This window comes from Spirochaetota bacterium (assembly GCA_017999915.1).
In the GTDB taxonomy this organism is placed as follows: Bacteria; Spirochaetota; UBA4802; order UBA4802; family UBA5550; genus RBG-16-49-21.
This window is the reverse complement of record JAGNKX010000008.1, coordinates 49819-66104: the sequence shown is the minus strand read 5'-3', so window position 1 is coordinate 66104 and position 16286 is coordinate 49819. Positions and strand designations below refer to the sequence as shown.

Below are 16286 nucleotides of genomic sequence, written 5' to 3'. Positions count from 1 at the left end.
TTTTTCCAATGATTGTTAAAACGACCGGACAGCCCGAACCCGTTTGTTGGAGACGAGGTACTTATAGTAGGAGTTCGGGGCGCCATTTAAGAAAAACTGGTACCACGCGCTGAGATGGTCGCCCTCAGACGAACTCCAATAATAGCTGTTCCCAAAATTACCAACCTCGTACGCTTTTAAATTGGTGTACATCAAATTCAATTCATCTTTTGATGGAAGAAACCAGTCCTCATAGCCCCCGCTTACAAGATCACTGCAAAGTTTTGCCGCATAGTCTGTTTTGCTTTCGTATGGCTCTTGCGCTCCAAACTGAGAAACTATATCTATTGTATTTTGTTTTCCTGTTCCGATAGCAGTCCCATCTGCACCAGTTACCGCAGTTCCATAACCGCCCCAAACTTTTTCTGTCCATTCTGTTGAGACAGGAGCAGCTTCAAGGTATTTCCAACCATCAGTCGAAGCATTGGGATTGATGTAAAATATCAGCCCGCCGGCAGGACCGGTGTCACGTAGATTATATACCGCCCAGTCCGTCACCGGAAATGCCGCGGTTACCACCCCTGAGCCGGCGCTGTTCGTAACGCTCGTTGCTCCTGCTACGGTAAAGAAGTCCGCAATCACACCGGTTATTTTGTATCCCGGTTTGGGTGTCAGCGTTATGGTCGCGGTGTAGACTGTTGTCGCGGCAAATGCACTGTCCGAAGGATTCCACGCAACTGTTCCCGTGTACTGGTCTGTCTCGGTGATCGTTGTCACTGGTGTCCCGCTATAAGCCGGCGCTACCACGCCGGGTATGGCGGCGATGTTTACAACGGTATCTCCGCCATTGGCGCCCCCCAGGAGCAACATGAGCAGCAAGTTATTGTCCTTTTTTTCACTGATCTCGCAGGCCGTGAAGGCCAAAACCGCCGCCGTCAGCAGGAAATATGCCATAGTTTTAAGCAGATTTTTCATTTTAATATCCCCGGAATGTATTATGCGCCCCTCTGACAATACGAATCTTCAATATATCTCAGCCCCCCGGTCACAACGAACCGTTGCTCTTCAATTTTACCACGAACATATCGCTGTTCGAGGAATAGGCGTTGACCGGTGTTGCGCCCCCGATGGACGCGACGTTTGCGTATGCGGAACCGGCGACGATGTACCCGCCGTCACCGGTCTGCGCCACGGAGCTGGCCGTATTCGCGCCGCTCCCGTCAAGGAGGGTGGACCAGGCTATGGAGCCCCTTGAATCGAGCTTTACCACCGACATATCGTTTTTTCCGGTAATAACATCCTGGTTCGCTGTACCGGCGACGATGTACCCGCCGTCGATTGTCTGGGCAACGGAATTGGCTCTATCAATATCGCTCCCGCCGAGGAAGGTATACCAGGCGACGGCGCCACTGGAATCGAGCTTCACCACGACCATATCCTCACCTGAGGAATAGGCGCGGACCGGCGCCTTCCCTCCCATGGACGCAATGTTTGCATATGCGGAACCGGCGACGATGTACCCGCCATCTTTGGTCTGCGCCACGGAGTAGGCCTGGTCATCACTGCTCCCGCCGAGGAAGGCGTACCAGGCGACGGCGCCGCTTGAATCGAGCTTCACCACGACCATATCAATGCCCGAGGAATACGCGTTGATCGGCGCTGCCCCTCCCATGGACGCGATATTTGCGCCCGCATAACCTGCCACGATATACCCTCCATCTTTGGTCTGCGCCACTGAGCAGGCCTGGTCATAACCGCTCCCGCCGAGGAAGGTGTACCAGGCGACGGCGCCGCTTGGATCGAGCTTCACCACGACCATGTCAGAGTTTGAGGAATACGCCATAATCGGCGACTTCCCTCCCAGGGACGCGATATTTGTGTCTGCATAACCGGCGACGATGCATCCGCCGTCGAGAGTCTGCGCCACTGATTTTGCTTGATCCATACCGCTCCCGCCGAGGAAGGTATACCAGACAACGACGCCCCTTGAATCGAGCTTCACCACGACCATATCATAGTCCGAGGAATAGGCGTTGACCGGCGTCTTGCCTCCCATGGACGGGATATTTCCCAGAGCGGAACCGGCGACGATGTACCCGCCGTCGGCGGTCTGGGTCACGGAACTGGCAAATTCAAAGCTGCTCTCTCCGAGGAAGGTGTGCCAGGCTACAGCGCCTCTGAAATCGAGCTTCACTACGATCATATCAAAGCCCTCAGAATACGGGTTGATCGGCGTCTTCCCTCCCATGGACGCAATGTCTTTGGTTGCATTGCCGGCAATTATGTACCCGCCGTCGGCGGTCTGCATAATAGAGTTCGCATAGTCATTGCCGCTCCCGCCGATGAACGTGTACCAGCTTGTCTCCGTTACGGAGCCCAGCAGAAGGAGTGGAAGCAGTCTTTTATTGTCCTTCTTTTTCTCAATGTTCTCGCAGGCAGTGGAGGCCAACATCGCCGCCATTAACAGGCAGCAGGCCGCGGGCTTGAACAAATTTTTCATTTCAATGAATCCTCCAAAAAAATCCGGTTTTTGCGCCCCTTTTGCTTTTTTGCCCCTATGAGACATGACCTGTCCGGAAGAAGCCAATCAGGACTTCGCCCTCCCGGGGGTCCATATTGCCACGGTAGGAATCAGTAATGCCCGACCGCGACGTAGCATGCCGAATTGTGTATTGTATGCTCTCAGTGTTTCTTATAAAAAGATATAAAGTTATACACCCCTGTCAATGGGCACGGAATGAACGGCCACTCCCGGAGAATGAACGGCTTGTGTTTTTAAGATTTTTGGCGATAAAAAAGCGGATGAAAGCATAACTATTGGCGGAAACGGACGGTTTTTCCGGTGATGAGAGGCGGCCGAAGAGAGTGATTGATGGCCAGGGCGGGAACGGCCGGGTTTAACCGTGAAGGATCGCCTCAGAACTCCAGGAGGAACAGGGTGACGTCGTCCTCCAGCGCCTTGCGGGAGGCGAAGGATGTCATGTCCTTGAAAAGGTTATTCACGATATCGCCGTCGTTCCGGAGTATCAGGTCCCTGAAGATGTTCCGGAGGCGTCCCTCGGAGTACATCTCCCCCCGGGGGTTCTTCTGCTCGATGATGCCGTCGGTATAGAAGAGGATCCTGTCGCCCCGCTCGATGGAGTACTCCACCCTGCCGAAGCGGGCCTTCTTCACCAGGCCGAGGCCCGTGCCCTGGCACTGGATGTCGATGAAGCCCTTGCGCCGGTTTTTCCAGAACAGGGGCTGGGGATGGCCCCCCTTGGCGAGCTGGATCTTTTTCCTCTTCATGTCCACCAGGGCGTAATAGCAGGTGGCGTACAGCTCCGGAATGACCTTCAGGAAATGGCGGCTGAGGTATTTCATGAGCTGCGTCGGCCTCTGTCCCAGCTCTCTCACCGCGATGGAATAGGCGCTCTTGAGCACGCCGGTGCCCAGGGCCGAGGTGATGCCGTGGCCCATGACGTCGGCTATGATAATCCCGGCCAGGCCGGGCCGGAGCTCCGTCACGTTCAGGAAATCGCCCCCGATGGCGATGCACGGCTTGTACACGTAGGAATGCCGCACCCCCGGCAGGAAGGAATGCTCGTGGTCGAGGAGCTCCCGGTTGATGAAATAGCCCTGCACCTCCCTGGCCATGGAGAGATCGCGGTCCAGCTCATCCAGCTTCGTCGAGGTCTGGCGGAGGGTGTGCTCCGTGAAGGCGAAGTTCGCGATGATGTTCCTGAAGCGGGAGAAGGTCTCCTCCAGGCAGTTCCGGTAAAAGGCGGCCGATATGGAGCCGTTCTTCGCCAGCAGCGAATCGAAGGTTTTCTTCTCGAGGCGGAACAGCTCCGTGTCCTCCAGGCTGATGACGTTGGCCGAGCGGGGCATGTTGTCCACCAGGGAAAACTCGCCGAAATAGGAGCCGGCGTAAAAGGTGTCCAGCAGTATCTCCTCGCCGTCCCCGCCGGTCTTGGTTATCTTGACCGCGCCGTTGACGATGATGCACATCGAATCGCCGTGGGTGCCCTCCTTGATGATATGGGCGCCGGGAGAGAATTTCTCCGGCTTCAGGAGCGGCATGATTTCCGCGTAGTCGGCCTCGGCGAGTCCCTGGAATACGGGTATGTTCCCGAGGATGGTGATGATATCCCTGTCTTTGTAGGCGGTCATGGGTCTCGGTGGCGGGCCGGAACTATTTGTTCAGGTTCGTCAGCTCCTTCTTCATGGCGTTGAATTTGTCGAGGTAGAGGTTATAGATCTCCGGCGTCGTGAGGAACTTCTGCTTCCCGTTGACGTTCACGAGGCGCCGCTGCATTTTTTTCTTCTTTAAAATGAGGTATGCCGCCTCCAGGATCCCCAGGCACTGGCAGATCAGGACGGCGATGTCCGCGTAGGTGTAATTGACATGGCCGAACTTCGTGAGCCCTCCCGCCTCCAGGGCCACCGCCTCTTTCGAATCTACGCCGGTGGTCATCTTTTTCTCGTAGTGATAATCGAGGAGGAAGAAATAGCTCGGTTTCATGGCGCTCAGGATGTCCCACGCGGCCGCATAAAAGCGCTCCAGCCTGCGGATGGGGCTCTCCTCCGATTCCGTGTCGGCGACGAAGTCGTCCCTGACAAGGTTGACGTTGTCGATCTGGCTGATGAAGGTGCCGCCGGCTGGATAATACTTCCGCATCTTGATGCGGTATTCATCGATGCCGGGGAACGTCTCCTGGTAGGCCCTGTTGCGCTTGAGAAAGTTCTTCCACACGCTGCCGAGCCATTTCATGACCTCTTCCGAGAGGACCAGCTGGCCCCGCTGCTTCAGGTTATAGAGGATGTTGGAAAGGAAAAAAAGGACATAATTGGTTCCCGATGACCGCAGGTGGTTTTCGCACTCCTTCCGGTTGGAGGGGTTCATCATGAGATCATCGATGGCCGACATGACCCTCTCCAGGTGGTCCAGGGAATAGCGCTTGTAAGCAAGGGCCGCCATGACGGCCTCGCCGATCTCCTCCAGGGTCTGGTGGATATTTATTTTCATTACATCGCTCATGGTATAGCGCGCCGGTCGATTCACAGAGAATGCGACAAAGGCAATAATTCGTCTACAATAAAAAGCGCGCCTGTCAAGTATTATTCATCCGCAGCAGCCATGACATGGGCGGTCGTTAACGACATAATAATCGTCCATGGAAAGGCTGTGGCAGTGATGAAAATTATCATTGACGCCTTTTAAAAAATGTTTGATCATGATGGCACAATACGGGTGATTCATGTATGGATCTTTTGCAGATACGAAACAAAAGCATCGTCCTTATTTCCCACAAGGCCCGGCCGTTCCTCTCTATCCCGGAGGAGCACGATTACACGATCCTGGAATCCGCCAACATCGGCAAGGACATCCAGGACTTCATCGACAACGTCAGCGACACCCATATTCTGGCGGTCATATTCCTTCACTATGACGAGTACATGGACCTGAACAAGCTCCTGAGCGTGCTTCCCTTCACGGATATCACCTACCAGTTCATCATATTCGGCCCCGAGGAATCGGTCAGGGAGCTCCACTTCGAGAACCTGAGGGAAATATCAGACTTCCGGCACCACCCGGTCTCCGCCCCGGAATTTGCCTTCATCGTGCGCAGGACCTTCGCCGTCATCAACGAGCTCTACGTCAACCGCTCCCTCCAGGAGACGTACCTCGCCCGGCTCATCGATACGAAGAAAGACCAGGAAGACCTGATCAACATGGGCCGCGCCCTGTCGACCGAAAAGGACCAGGACAAGCTCCTCCGGCTCTTCCTCTTCCTGAGCAAGCGGATCACCGGGGCCGACGCCGGCAGCATCTTCCTGGTGGAGCAGGACGAGGAGGGGAAGATGCGCCTTCGCTTCAAGTATTCCCATACCTTTTCCCGCGACATCCCCCTGGAGGAAATGGTCCTTCCCATGGACAAGAAATCGATATCGGGATACGTCGCGGTCACCGGCCAGGTCCTGAACATCTCCGACGCTTACAACCTGCCGCCGGACGCGCCCTATTCCTTCAACCTCTCCTTTGACAGGAAGAACCATTACCGGAGCCGCTCCATGCTGGTGGTGCCGATGAAGAACCACGTGGACGAGGTCATCGGCGTCATACAGCTCATCAACTGCAAGGAAAACCCGGAAATGGTCAGCGACGGGGCCTACGAGGCCTTCACCATCAAGCTGGAGACGCCGGAAGACTTCGACCGCCACGTCGTCATCTTCAACAACAAGTACGACAGCCTCATGGAGGCGGTGGCGGGACAGGCGGCGATCGCCATCGAGAACAACCGCATGATCATGCAGATCCAGAACCAGTTCGAGGAGTTCGTGAAGGCGTCCGTCTCCGCCATCGAGTCGCGGGACCCGGCCACGTCCGGCCATTCCTTCCGGGTGGCGGACATCTGCACGGCCATGGCACGGGCCGTCAACGAAGTGAGCGAGGGATATCTCAAGGATTTTCATTTCACCGATACGCAGATCAAGGAGATCGAGCTCGCGGCGCTGCTCCACGATTTCGGCAAGGTCTACATCGACCTCTCGGTCTTCAAGAAGGAAAAAAAGCTTTATCCCAAGGACTTCGACAATCTCTGCCTGCGCCTCAACTACCTCTACCGTTTCATCGAGCTGCAGTTTTCCGCCAGGGAAGCCGAGCTGCTGAAGGAGATGAAGAAGGATGAGAACTCCTTCGCCGCATTCGAGGAGCTCCGGGATGAGAAAAAATTCAAGCTTGACAGGATCATGGAAATTAAGCAGAAGCTCTCTGAAATGAACGAGCCGGCGGTAGTGGATCAGAACCCGGAGGAGACGCTGGAGCGGATATCGAGCGAGATAGACGGGATCGAGTGCCTTAACGTGGGCGGCGGCAGGCTCCTGGTCATATCGCCCTTCGACATACTGAACCTCTCTATCCGGAGGGGAAGCCTGAACCCGATGGAGCGCAAGGAGATCGAAAGCCACGTGCTCCATACCCACTCCTTCGTGAGCAAGATCCCCTGGCCGCCGGAATACCGGAACATCCCGGAGATCGCCCTGCGGCACCATGAAAAGCTGGACGGCACGGGGTACCCGGACGGCCTCGCCGGCCGCGAGAGCACCCTCCTCCAGTCCCGGATCATGGCCATCGCCGACATCTACGACGCCCTGGTCGCGAGCGACCGCCCCTATAAAAAGGCCTTGCCCCGGGACCGGGTGCTGAAGATACTGCGCGAGGAAGCTGAAAAATGGGTCCTTGACCGGGACCTGGTGGAGCTCTTCATCGATAAAAGGATTTACGAAAAAATAAACACCGACGCGTTCAAGCGATACATGGAGGACAATGTCAGTCAGTGATAAGCGTAAAACACGGCGCCTCGTTAAAGACATGGCCGTCATTCTTGTCATGGCAGGCGCCGCCGGCCTGTGCGTGAACCTGCTTCATCCGCGCGGCTTCGTCCTGGCAGGCAGGCAGGCCCTCGAAGCCCGTAAGATCGTGGCCATATCCGCGGCCGAGGCGAAGATCAAGCATGACGCCGGGGCCCTCTTCATCGACGCCAGGGAGAAAGATGAATACGACCGGGCCCGCATCAGGGGCGCCCTTAACATGCCCGCCCTGGACGCGGCCGAGGGAAAGGGGAAGGCCGATTACTCCATCCTCGATAAGCCGGTGGAAGCGGTGATCTACTGCGACGGTCCCGCCTGCGGCGCCTCGGCCATGCTGGCGGAGGTTATCCGTAAGCGGGGATACGGCAGGACCATATACATACTCGAACAGGGGATCCCGGAATGGAAATCGAAGGGATACCCCGTCGACGGGGAGAAGCGGGATGGGAAATGAAAGCGGCCTCAGGAAGGCCCTGAATGGCGCCCTCTACGGCAACAGGGTCACGGTGATACTACGGGTAGCCCTCGGGGCCATGCTGGCCTTCACCGGCGCGGTCAAGCTGACAGACCCGGCGTCCTTCGGGCTCATCGTGGCCCGCTATGACATTCTCCCGGAGGCGCTGGTCCCCTACGCCGCCTCATACGTTCCGTCGCTGGAGCTGATCCTGGGGCTCTGCCTTCTCATCGGCGTCAAGGTGCGGGCCTCCGCGGCCGTCGCCTTCCTCCTCATGACCGCCTTCATCGCCTTCATATCGGTCAACGTGGCCCGGGGCCGGAGCTTCGAGTGCGGCTGCTTCCAGCTGGGGCTCCTGGGCATCAACATCTCCGAGAACGTCACTCCCTGGCTCATCCTCCGCAACTGCGTGTTCCTCTGCGGCTTCGCCATCGTTTTCCGCGCCGAGCGGCACCTCCTCTCACTGGAAAATTTCGGGGAGCGGACGCGGTTGAAGAATCTGGAAAAGACAAAATATGAGTAGGTTATTTTTTGCGAGGATGAAGGCCTTCGCGGCCGACATCGAGCGGGCAGGAAGCCCGCCTGCCGCCACTCGACAGGAAGTCGAGATAAAGGCGGCCTCGCGCTCCTCCCTCCCGGTCGCTCAAACGCCGCGACGGGCTTGGCGATTAACTCGGCTGCATTCGCTTCGCTCTGTGCAGCCTCAGACAACAATCGCCTATCAGTATCCGCCCTGCGGGCGGATGTTTTACCCTCACCCGCGCTCCGCGCACCCTCTCCTTAAAAAGGAGAGGGTTTCCGCTTTAACGACTTTTTCAACGCCCCCCTTCTCCTTTCTACCATTCTAAATGGGAGAAGGGGCCGGGGGATGAGGGTACGCCTCCCGCGTCATCCCTGACGCGGGTATAAAAAAGGGAAGGATGATCCTCCCGCTTTCTAATCAGCAGTATTTATGAGACATCTTTTTTGATCAAGGCACAAAGGGACAATCTGTGCAGACCTTATTATCATTAATTGTCAGTTCATCATTCACAAAGGATGTGACCCAGTCAAAGAAATAAACGCCCTGTGATGTTTCAGTATAAAATCTCGGCCTAAGATCTATAGTATGGTCCTTACCGGGGCCGATGTAATACCAGTAGTTGTCACCGGCAATATCAATGTTAGTCAGCATGAGGTTTTTCCATTCTGTTGAAATACTCTCTCCAGGGTCAGCATTTTCCTCCGCTCCCCATTGGTCAGGTGAATGTATATTATTATCCTTCTGGATGTAATAAAACCACACCTGTGTTTTGTCCCACATGGTCGTGTACTGGGCAAAACGGTCGTTGGGATAAAAATCAACAATGGCCTTCACTATTTCATTGTAATTATAATTATAAGTAGCCACGGTTTTACCCGAGAACTTGGTTCCCATCCGGTCTAACTGCAGGCCCCATATATTTTCAACAACCTGCATGAACGGTACAGCCGCCGTACCGCCGGCTCCATCGGGATCATATTCTCCAGCCACGCCTTCTCCCGCGTCCCCCAGCACATAGGCCTTTGTGGATGTTGAACTGAATACATCCCGTATCAGCGGGAATGCCAGCATGGCCGAGTAGCTTCCGGCGCTGGAGCCGGTGACAAAGAGCTTGTCCGGCGGGGTCGTTATATTGGTCTGCAGCCACTGGAGCACCATCTTCACGTTCACCAGGCCCCGGTGGCGAATGGTCACACCACCGGGATACGCCGTGCCGTAATCCTCGGGATAGGTGTAATCCTTCTGGCCCATGCCGAGGTCGGCCGTGCAGTAGGGTATCCACACCATGGTCCAGTCTTTGAAGGGATTATTCGCATTGGACGTGTCCACGATGCCCCCCACTCCCTGCCCTCCGAGGGAGCCGGTGGCGCCCATGCCCAGGAGCAGGTTCGATTCGATGAGCTGGCCGCTGTAAGTGTGATTGTACGCGCAGTTGGTGATGTCCCAGCAGGCGCCGCCCCCCATGAAGAATATGAGCAGGTTATTGGACGATCCCCTCCTGACGAAGAAGGCAAACTCCGGATTGTAGGTCGTTGTCTTATTGTTCGTGGCCTCATAGGACGGCGGGCAGGAGCAGCTGGGCGTCAGGCTCTGGCCATCCGTGTTGGTAAAGGAAAAACCGGGAACATCGGCAACGGTGACCTTCTGCCAGATGGCCGAATAATACACGATGCCGTAGGTGAGGTATTTTATCGTATCATCTTTGGCATTGCCCGAGTTGCTGTCCGAACAGGCCATGTAGAACAAGAGCGATGCCGTGAAGAGAGCCGCCCATAGTTTTTTCATCTCTTACCCCCATGGTAGTGATAATGCGCCCCGTTCCGCGCCGTCCAGGCTCATCCGCGGAGGTCAACTGCGGCAGACCCCCTGGGGTCAATATACACGGTAAATGCGCCCCTGTCATCCATCTTTATCGATCCGGTCGGGAAATTTTCCTTACCCCTGCCCCGCAGTGAGTCCCCGCGCCCATGCCGCAACGAAAGGGCGGGCCCTATGGGGGCCCGCCCGTCATGTGAAAAACCTTTTCCGCGTTTTCTATGGGAGTATTATAGTCCGCAGGGCATGCTAAAATTCCTCAAAGCCCTCGCTTTTCAGGATGGTCTTGAGCTTGCCCTCGTCGCCGGCCCCCGGGGACGGCGCGTCCGGTGTCTTTTCCCTGCCGTTGCCGTCTCCGTCAGAGGATCTTTTCGCGGCAACCGCCTTTGGGGCAGCCGCTTTCCCCTTCTTGCCTCCGAAGGAGAGATGGATATTGCGGTGCTTCATGCTCTCGGCCTCGCCCGTTACGGTATCGCCGATCCTGAAGCGGCCCACCATGTTCAGAAGCTCCTGCGCCTGGTTGGCCATCTCCTCGCTGGCTGATGCCGTCTCCTCGACGAGGGAGGCGTTCTGCTGGGTGGCGCTGTCCATTTCCGTGATGGCGTTGTTGATCTGGTTCATTCCCTGCTTCTGTTCCTGGCTGGCCGCCGCGATCTCGGTTATGATCTTCGCCGTGTGCTTGCTCGCTTCGGCGATCTTGCTCAGGGCCTCGCCGGTCCTGTTCACCAGGTCGGTGCTTCTGTCGACCTTGTTCACCGTGTCCCTGATGAGCGCCTCGATCTCCTTGGCCGCGTTGCCCGAGCGCTGCGCCAGGTTGCGGACCTCGCCGGCCACGACCGCGAAGCCCCGGCCCTGCTCTCCGGCCCGCGCCGCCTCGACTGCGGCGTTCAGGGCCAGCAGGTTCGTCTGGAACGCGATCTCGTTGATGACGGCGATGATCTCGCCCACCTTCTTGCTCGAATTGTTCATGTCGATGATGGAATTCACCGCCTCCATGGCGACCTGGTTCCCCTCTACGGACTGTGCCACGCCCGTGTCGGTGAGGTCCTGCGCCCGGTCGGCGTTCTCAGCGTTCTGGTTGATGGTCGCCGTGGCCTCCTCGAGGGTTGACGCGATCTCCTCAAGGGCGGACGCCTGCTCGCTGGTGCGCTGCGACAGGTTCTGGTTTCCGCTGGCGATCTGCTCCACCGCCTGGGCGAGGTTCTGGGACGACACGATGATCTCCGACACGACCTTCTCGAACTGGTCCAGCGTCCTGTTCATCGCGTCCGATATGTCGCCTATCTCGTCGCCCCGGTTAACGCCCTGATAGCGTACGGTGAGATCGCCCTGGGCCATGGACGCCATGACGTCCTTGCACTCGTCCAGCGGCGCCAGGCGCTTGGCGATGAACAGGTACATGAACACCGCGCTGGCGATGATGACCGCGAGGCCCAGCACGATCATGATGAGAGCCATGGACCGTGCGTTTGCGTTGATATCGGAAAGATACATGGAAGTGGCGATGTAGAACTTGTATTTCTCGTTTTTCACGAAGGTGAGGAACTTGTCCTTTCCCTCCCATGCGTAGTAAATAATGGAGCCGCTGGGGGATTTCATCATCTTCTGTCCCCAGTCGTACTTGTTGGCGTCAAGTTTGAAAATATTATCCTCATTCGGGTGGGCGATGGTCATCCCGGAATAGTTCAGTATGAACGGATACCCGGTGTCCCCGATCTTCACCTCCTTCACCAGCCGCCTTGAGAAGGGGCCTACGTCCACCGGCAGGCCCAGGATCCCGGCGACTCTTCCGTCCGCCATGATCGGCACCGTTATGAGCAGGACCGTCAGTCCCGTGGCAGGAGATTTGCCGATATCGCTCACATGGATCTCGCCCTTGAGGGCTTTCCTGGCATTTTCAACGTACACCGGGATCTCCCCCCACCTGATGCCATCGGCTTTTCCGTCGGCCGACACCATGATGCGGGAATTAAGCTCCGCAGTTGAGACGAATATCTGCTCATAGATCCCCTTTTCCTTGAAAAAATGTGCGAGGAGGGGACGGATCTCATTGTATCGTCCGGCCCGAGCCGCGTCTATGACCGGCGGATACTTCGCGAAGAAGGAGGCGTTCTTGATCTCGGTTTCATAGAAATCGACCAGGTTGCGCTCGATCTCCTTGTTGAAATTCGTGACCTGGTTCATGTAAGCCTTCTCGATGGCGCTGTAAGCCACATTGTAGGATGTCACCACAAGAATAACCGTAAGGACGGTTATAACGACAATGGCAATAAGGGAAATTATCACCTTCAGGCTTTTCATCGATATTTTTGTCATATCATGTATCCCTCGTAAAAGATTATGCGTAACCGCGCACCACACCGCGACAGGTACTATTTCCATTCATGTTACAATAATATATATTTTTCAGAAATATCAAACAAATGATTTAACGATTATTCTGTAGTCAAAACGACTAATTTTTTAAAGGGGGTTTCCCCTACAGGGAGATGATCCTATACAGCCGTTCTGGCATGGGCCGGGAATATAGATGGGGCGGGCGAAGATTTCAATATCGCGAAAAGAACATGGCTTTTTTTATTATCAGCCTGGGACCGGGATAGGGCGCAGCGTTAGATATCAGCCGTGCCGGGGGCGCCTCAGGATACGGAAACCTGGGCACCTCGCACTATGGGCCGACCCCGGGTGAAATGAAGAGACGGAGCGGATCAGTACTGCCGGGGTCCGCCGGTCTTTCTGTAGTTTTTAGGACGGGCCTCATCGACTTTCAATTTAAGTCCTTCCAGATCGTAACCGTTCAAGGATTTTTTGGCGTTTTCCGCCTCATCCGTGCTGGACATTTCAATGAATCCGAAGGCGTTGTCCCCGACAATCTTCACATCGAGGACGCTTCCGTACCCGGAAAACAACTCGAACAATTTCTCCTTGCGTAGAGACAGACTCAGATTCCCGACATAGAGCGTTCTTCCCTGCATCTCATTCTCCCATTGACTGAATTTTGTTAACGATAGACGTTATTAAGAGATAGATGACAAGGTATGATCTACTTCATAACTCCACTAATTATTAACAATTGATGTCACTAATCAGCATACCCTGTTTTTTATCAAGTTAATTAATAAAACAGTGGCGGTCCATGGTCGATATAACCGTAAAAATGCTTGACTAATTGGAAAAGCCGCTCAGTTATTAATTATAAAATGATTTCTGATATCATTTTCAATTCAAAGGAATTTCCGAAACGGTTACGGGTACTATTCAGGGTAGGTATAACCCTTTCATCTTCCGGATGACGGATACGCCATTGTGCCGAAGCCGGCATCGGGAGGGATCTTCTCCATCGTAGCGGATATTCCATGATTGACAACAATAAACATACATAAGGAGATATGATGGCCACAAAAACAAGCAAGAACGCAAAGAAAGCAGCGCCCAAGGAAGCAGCGAAGACAAAAGTAAGCTACCCGGAGAAATACACGGCCCAGACAATAGCCAAATACATCGCCGAAAAGCATACCCTCCAACGGTCGAAGGCCCAGGAGATGATCGACGATCTGTTCGATGTCATCAACGCCGGCGTCATGAAGGGCCAGAGGGTGCCGCTTGGCAAATTCGGCAAGCTCTTCATCAAGGTCAAACCCGCGACGAAAGCGCGCATCGGCAGGAATCCTCTCACCGGCGAGGAGATCACCATAGCGGCGAAAAAAGCGACCAAGGTGCCGAAGTTCTCCTTCAGCAAGGCCTACAAGGAAGCGGCCCTCAAGGCCACGGTAAAATAGCGGGCGGCATCCTCCGCCCCTTTCCGTAACGGCATAACCGTTATAGAGCGAGAAAGCCTCTTTCCACGATGCGGAAGAGGCTTTTTTGCATAGCCTGATACGGAAAAATAGCCCGGGGCATTATATGCCGCCGGCCGGCCCTCACGACCGAGTCACCCGCGCTGATCATCGCGGATCCACGCCGGCAGCGCCCTAAAAGAGTTGACAGGAAAAAAGCGAATTCCGATCCTCCATGTCATGGCTGACCTGCCACGGCCGCCGCTCCTGAATGTATAAAAAGGATACGCCACAGGACAATACTCCGGAATGGACCTCCCGCACGACCATATCAGATCCCCGCATATCGGGAAACTGCGTTCAATACCGTTAATGATAGCCGCGGTGATAATCGCCTTTTTTTCAGTAAGCTGCGGTGACGCGGAACCGTCCCGGCAGCACGATGGAGGACGCATCGCCATCAGCCGGTGGATACCCGACGGCAGGGGAGACATTCGCGCGGCAAGCCTGAAGGGGACCTGGCTCTTCAGGCGGGGAGACGATCCCTCGTACCGCGACAGCGGCCTTGATGACTCCGGCTGGGAACCCATTGAGGTTCCCCTGAACTGGTTCCGGCTGCCCCCCGGCAGAAAGCACCATGGCTACGGCTGGTACCGTCTCCATATCGCCATGCCGGAAATGCCGGGAACCCTCGTGCCCGGCATCGAGCTCGGATGGATCGACGACGCGGACGAGGTGTACTGCAACGGCCGGCTCATCGGCAGGACCGGCCTGTTCCCGGGGGACCTAGGCTACGGCGCCGGCCGCCATTCCTACGACCGCACCAGGATCTATCCGGTACCCCGCGACCTGTTCCGGCCGGGAAGCGACACGGTGCTGGCCGTGCGCGTACACTCCATGGACTACGATACCGCCGGCATCTACATGGGAGACCAGCGCATCGGATCGTACCGGTCCCTGGTCGACCGCTTCCACCTGACCGAGAATATCATCATCGTCATGAGCGCCCTCTACCTCATCGTCGCGCTCTACCACGCCTTCCTTTTTTTCAGGCGCCCGAGGACCTTCGAGAACCTCTTCTTCGCCCTCTTCACCGCCTCCGTGGGCCTGGTGACCCTGCTCCGCAGCCAGACAAAATACTTCATCATCGATAATTTCGCGGTCTTGAAATTCACGGAATACTGCGCCGAAGCCGTCCTGATAGGTCTCTTCCTCCACTTCCTCGTTTATTATTTCGAGGAGCGATTCTACAACCGCGCGTCCATCGCCTTTGACGCGCTGATCGGCGGGAGCCTCGTGTATCTTTCCCTGAGCTACCCGGACGTTACCAGGTATTTCTATCTTTCCGACTATGTTACCTACTGGATCTATCTGGCCGCGATGCTCTACAGCCTCTGGTACCTCTTCCGCCAGAGGAAGCGGAACGACGCGCGGATCATGCTGGGGGCCTTCATCATCGTGGCGGCGACGGTCGCGGCGGACATACTGATCGGCATGACCGACGTGTCCGTCCCCTGGATGGCCCATTACGGCTTCCTCGCCTTTATCCTGGCCATCGCCGGGGCCCTGGGAGACCGCTTCGTCAATCTCTACAACGGGGCGGTCCGGGCGGCCAGGGAGCGGAGCGAACTCATCGCGATCCAGCAGGAGCTGCGCATCGCCCGGGAGATCCAGCTGTCGATCCTTCCGGAAAAAACGCCCGACGTCCCGGGACTGGCGATCGCCGCGCGGTACATCCCCATGGGCGCCGTCGGCGGCGATTTCTACGACTTCCAGGTCATCCCGGACGGGAGCGGCCTGGGGGTCCTGATCGCCGACGTCACCGGCCACGGCGTGCCCGCGTCCCTCATCGCGTCCATGATGAAGGTCGCCTTCTCCTTCCAGCGCGAGCGCCTGGCTGATCCGGCCCTCCTGATGAAGAACCTGAACTCGATGTTTTACGACAAGATCCGGAACAACTACATAACGGCGGGTTACGTCATGGTGGACAGGGAGCGCATGACTCTCCGCCATGCCTCCGCCGGGCACCTGCCGGTGCTTCATTGCAGCGGGGCCGGGGAGCGGGTCGACGAGCTGAAGCCGAGGGGGATCCTCCTGGGGATGAACCCGTCGGCCGAGTACGTGACGCAGACGCGGGCCATCTCCCGGGGCGACCGCATCGTCATCTTCACCGACGGCATCGTCGAGGCGGCCAGCGTCTCCGGCGAGCTCTTCGGGGACAGGCGCTTCCTCGACCTGATCCATGAGACCGGAGGCCTGGGACTGGAGGAATTCGCAGACAGGATCATCAGCGAGGTGAACGGCTTCATCCCGGCCGGCAGGGAGCCGCAGGACGACATCACCCTGGTCGTCATCGACGTAAAATGACAGGCCGCCCGGCGCATTA

General features: G+C 56.4%; 12 protein-coding genes. 5 read left to right on the top strand and 7 right to left on the bottom strand.

Annotation, left to right across the window (positions count from 1 at the left end):
• Nucleotides 1-15: 15 nt before the first annotated feature.
• The 4 genes from KA369_12775 to KA369_12760 all read right to left on the bottom strand — a co-directional run bounded on the left by KA369_12775 (nucleotide 16) and on the right by KA369_12760 (nucleotide 4987).
• Nucleotides 16-954 carry a DUF1566 domain-containing protein gene (locus KA369_12775; protein MBP7736842.1) on the bottom strand — a complete coding sequence of 313 codons (939 nt, stop codon included), beginning with the start codon at nucleotides 952-954 and terminating at the stop codon, nucleotides 16-18.
• 70 nt (nucleotides 955-1024) lie between these two features.
• Entirely contained in the window at nucleotides 1025-2479 is a 1455-nt protein-coding gene (locus KA369_12770; protein MBP7736841.1) for a T9SS C-terminal target domain-containing protein, read from the bottom strand.
• Between the two features lie 416 nt (nucleotides 2480-2895).
• Nucleotides 2896-4131 carry a SpoIIE family protein phosphatase gene (locus KA369_12765; protein ID MBP7736840.1) on the bottom strand — a complete coding sequence of 412 codons (1236 nt, stop codon included), beginning with the start codon at nucleotides 4129-4131 and terminating at the stop codon, nucleotides 2896-2898.
• Nucleotides 4132-4153: 22 nt separating this feature from the next.
• The gene (locus KA369_12760; protein MBP7736839.1) at nucleotides 4154-4987 is read right to left on the bottom strand and encodes a hypothetical protein; all 834 of its coding nucleotides are present in this window, start codon (nucleotides 4985-4987) and stop codon (nucleotides 4154-4156) included.
• A 236-nt stretch (nucleotides 4988-5223) separates the two neighbouring features.
• Here KA369_12760 and KA369_12755 point away from each other — a divergent pair, with 236 nt between their 5' ends.
• From KA369_12755 to KA369_12745, 3 genes are read left to right on the top strand one after another with little or no spacing between them, the layout of a single operon-like run.
• On the top strand, nucleotides 5224-7302 hold the full coding sequence (locus KA369_12755) for a GAF domain-containing protein (GenBank protein ID MBP7736838.1): 2079 nt from the start codon (nucleotides 5224-5226) through the stop codon (nucleotides 7300-7302).
• Entirely contained in the window at nucleotides 7289-7786 is a 498-nt protein-coding gene (locus KA369_12750; protein MBP7736837.1) for a rhodanese-like domain-containing protein, read from the top strand. Before KA369_12755 ends, KA369_12750 begins: the two co-directional genes overlap by 14 nt.
• Nucleotides 7776-8309 carry a DoxX family membrane protein gene (locus KA369_12745; GenBank protein ID MBP7736836.1) on the top strand — a complete coding sequence of 178 codons (534 nt, stop codon included), beginning with the start codon at nucleotides 7776-7778 and terminating at the stop codon, nucleotides 8307-8309. The genes KA369_12750 and KA369_12745 overlap by 11 nt, the downstream gene beginning before the upstream one ends.
• 447 nt (nucleotides 8310-8756) lie before the next feature.
• On the opposite strand, the gene KA369_12740 is transcribed toward KA369_12745, so the two are convergent.
• From KA369_12740 to KA369_12730, 3 genes are all read right to left on the bottom strand, one after another.
• Nucleotides 8757-10094, bottom strand: coding sequence for a hypothetical protein (locus KA369_12740; GenBank protein ID MBP7736835.1), 1338 nt, complete (start codon nucleotides 10092-10094; stop codon nucleotides 8757-8759).
• Between the two features lie 279 nt (nucleotides 10095-10373).
• A complete protein-coding gene (locus KA369_12735) occupies nucleotides 10374-12440 on the bottom strand; it encodes a HAMP domain-containing protein (GenBank protein ID MBP7736834.1) in 2067 nt (688 codons plus the stop codon).
• Nucleotides 12441-12832: 392 nt separating this feature from the next.
• Nucleotides 12833-13099 (bottom strand): RNA-binding protein, encoded by a 267-nt coding sequence (locus KA369_12730; protein ID MBP7736833.1) that lies wholly within the window; start codon nucleotides 13097-13099, stop codon nucleotides 12833-12835.
• Between the two features lie 417 nt (nucleotides 13100-13516).
• On the opposite strand from KA369_12730, the gene KA369_12725 reads away from it, so the two are divergent.
• Both KA369_12725 and KA369_12720 read left to right on the top strand, forming a co-directional pair.
• Nucleotides 13517-13903 carry an HU family DNA-binding protein gene (locus KA369_12725; GenBank protein ID MBP7736832.1) on the top strand — a complete coding sequence of 129 codons (387 nt, stop codon included), beginning with the start codon at nucleotides 13517-13519 and terminating at the stop codon, nucleotides 13901-13903.
• Nucleotides 13904-14284: 381 nt separating this feature from the next.
• Entirely contained in the window at nucleotides 14285-16267 is a 1983-nt protein-coding gene (locus KA369_12720; GenBank protein ID MBP7736831.1) for a SpoIIE family protein phosphatase, read from the top strand.
• Nucleotides 16268-16286: the final 19 nt, after the last annotated feature.

Coding starts and splice junctions, on each gene's coding strand:
- KA369_12775 (MBP7736842.1), bottom strand. CDS start 954: ATGAAAAATCTGCTTAAAACTATGGCATATTTCCTGCTGACGGCGGCG.
- KA369_12755 (MBP7736838.1), top strand. CDS start 5,224: ATGGATCTTTTGCAGATACGAAACAAAAGCATCGTCCTTATTTCCCAC.
- KA369_12745 (MBP7736836.1), top strand. CDS start 7,776: ATGGGAAATGAAAGCGGCCTCAGGAAGGCCCTGAATGGCGCCCTCTAC.
- KA369_12760 (MBP7736839.1), bottom strand. CDS start 4,987: ATGAAAATAAATATCCACCAGACCCTGGAGGAGATCGGCGAGGCCGTC.
- KA369_12740 (MBP7736835.1), bottom strand. CDS start 10,094: ATGAAAAAACTATGGGCGGCTCTCTTCACGGCATCGCTCTTGTTCTAC.
- KA369_12770 (MBP7736841.1), bottom strand. CDS start 2,479: ATGAAAAATTTGTTCAAGCCCGCGGCCTGCTGCCTGTTAATGGCGGCG.
- KA369_12765 (MBP7736840.1), bottom strand. CDS start 4,131: ATGACCGCCTACAAAGACAGGGATATCATCACCATCCTCGGGAACATA.
- KA369_12725 (MBP7736832.1), top strand. CDS start 13,517: ATGGCCACAAAAACAAGCAAGAACGCAAAGAAAGCAGCGCCCAAGGAA.
- KA369_12730 (MBP7736833.1), bottom strand. CDS start 13,099: ATGCAGGGAAGAACGCTCTATGTCGGGAATCTGAGTCTGTCTCTACGC.
- KA369_12735 (MBP7736834.1), bottom strand. CDS start 12,440: ATGACAAAAATATCGATGAAAAGCCTGAAGGTGATAATTTCCCTTATT.
- KA369_12750 (MBP7736837.1), top strand. CDS start 7,289: ATGTCAGTCAGTGATAAGCGTAAAACACGGCGCCTCGTTAAAGACATG.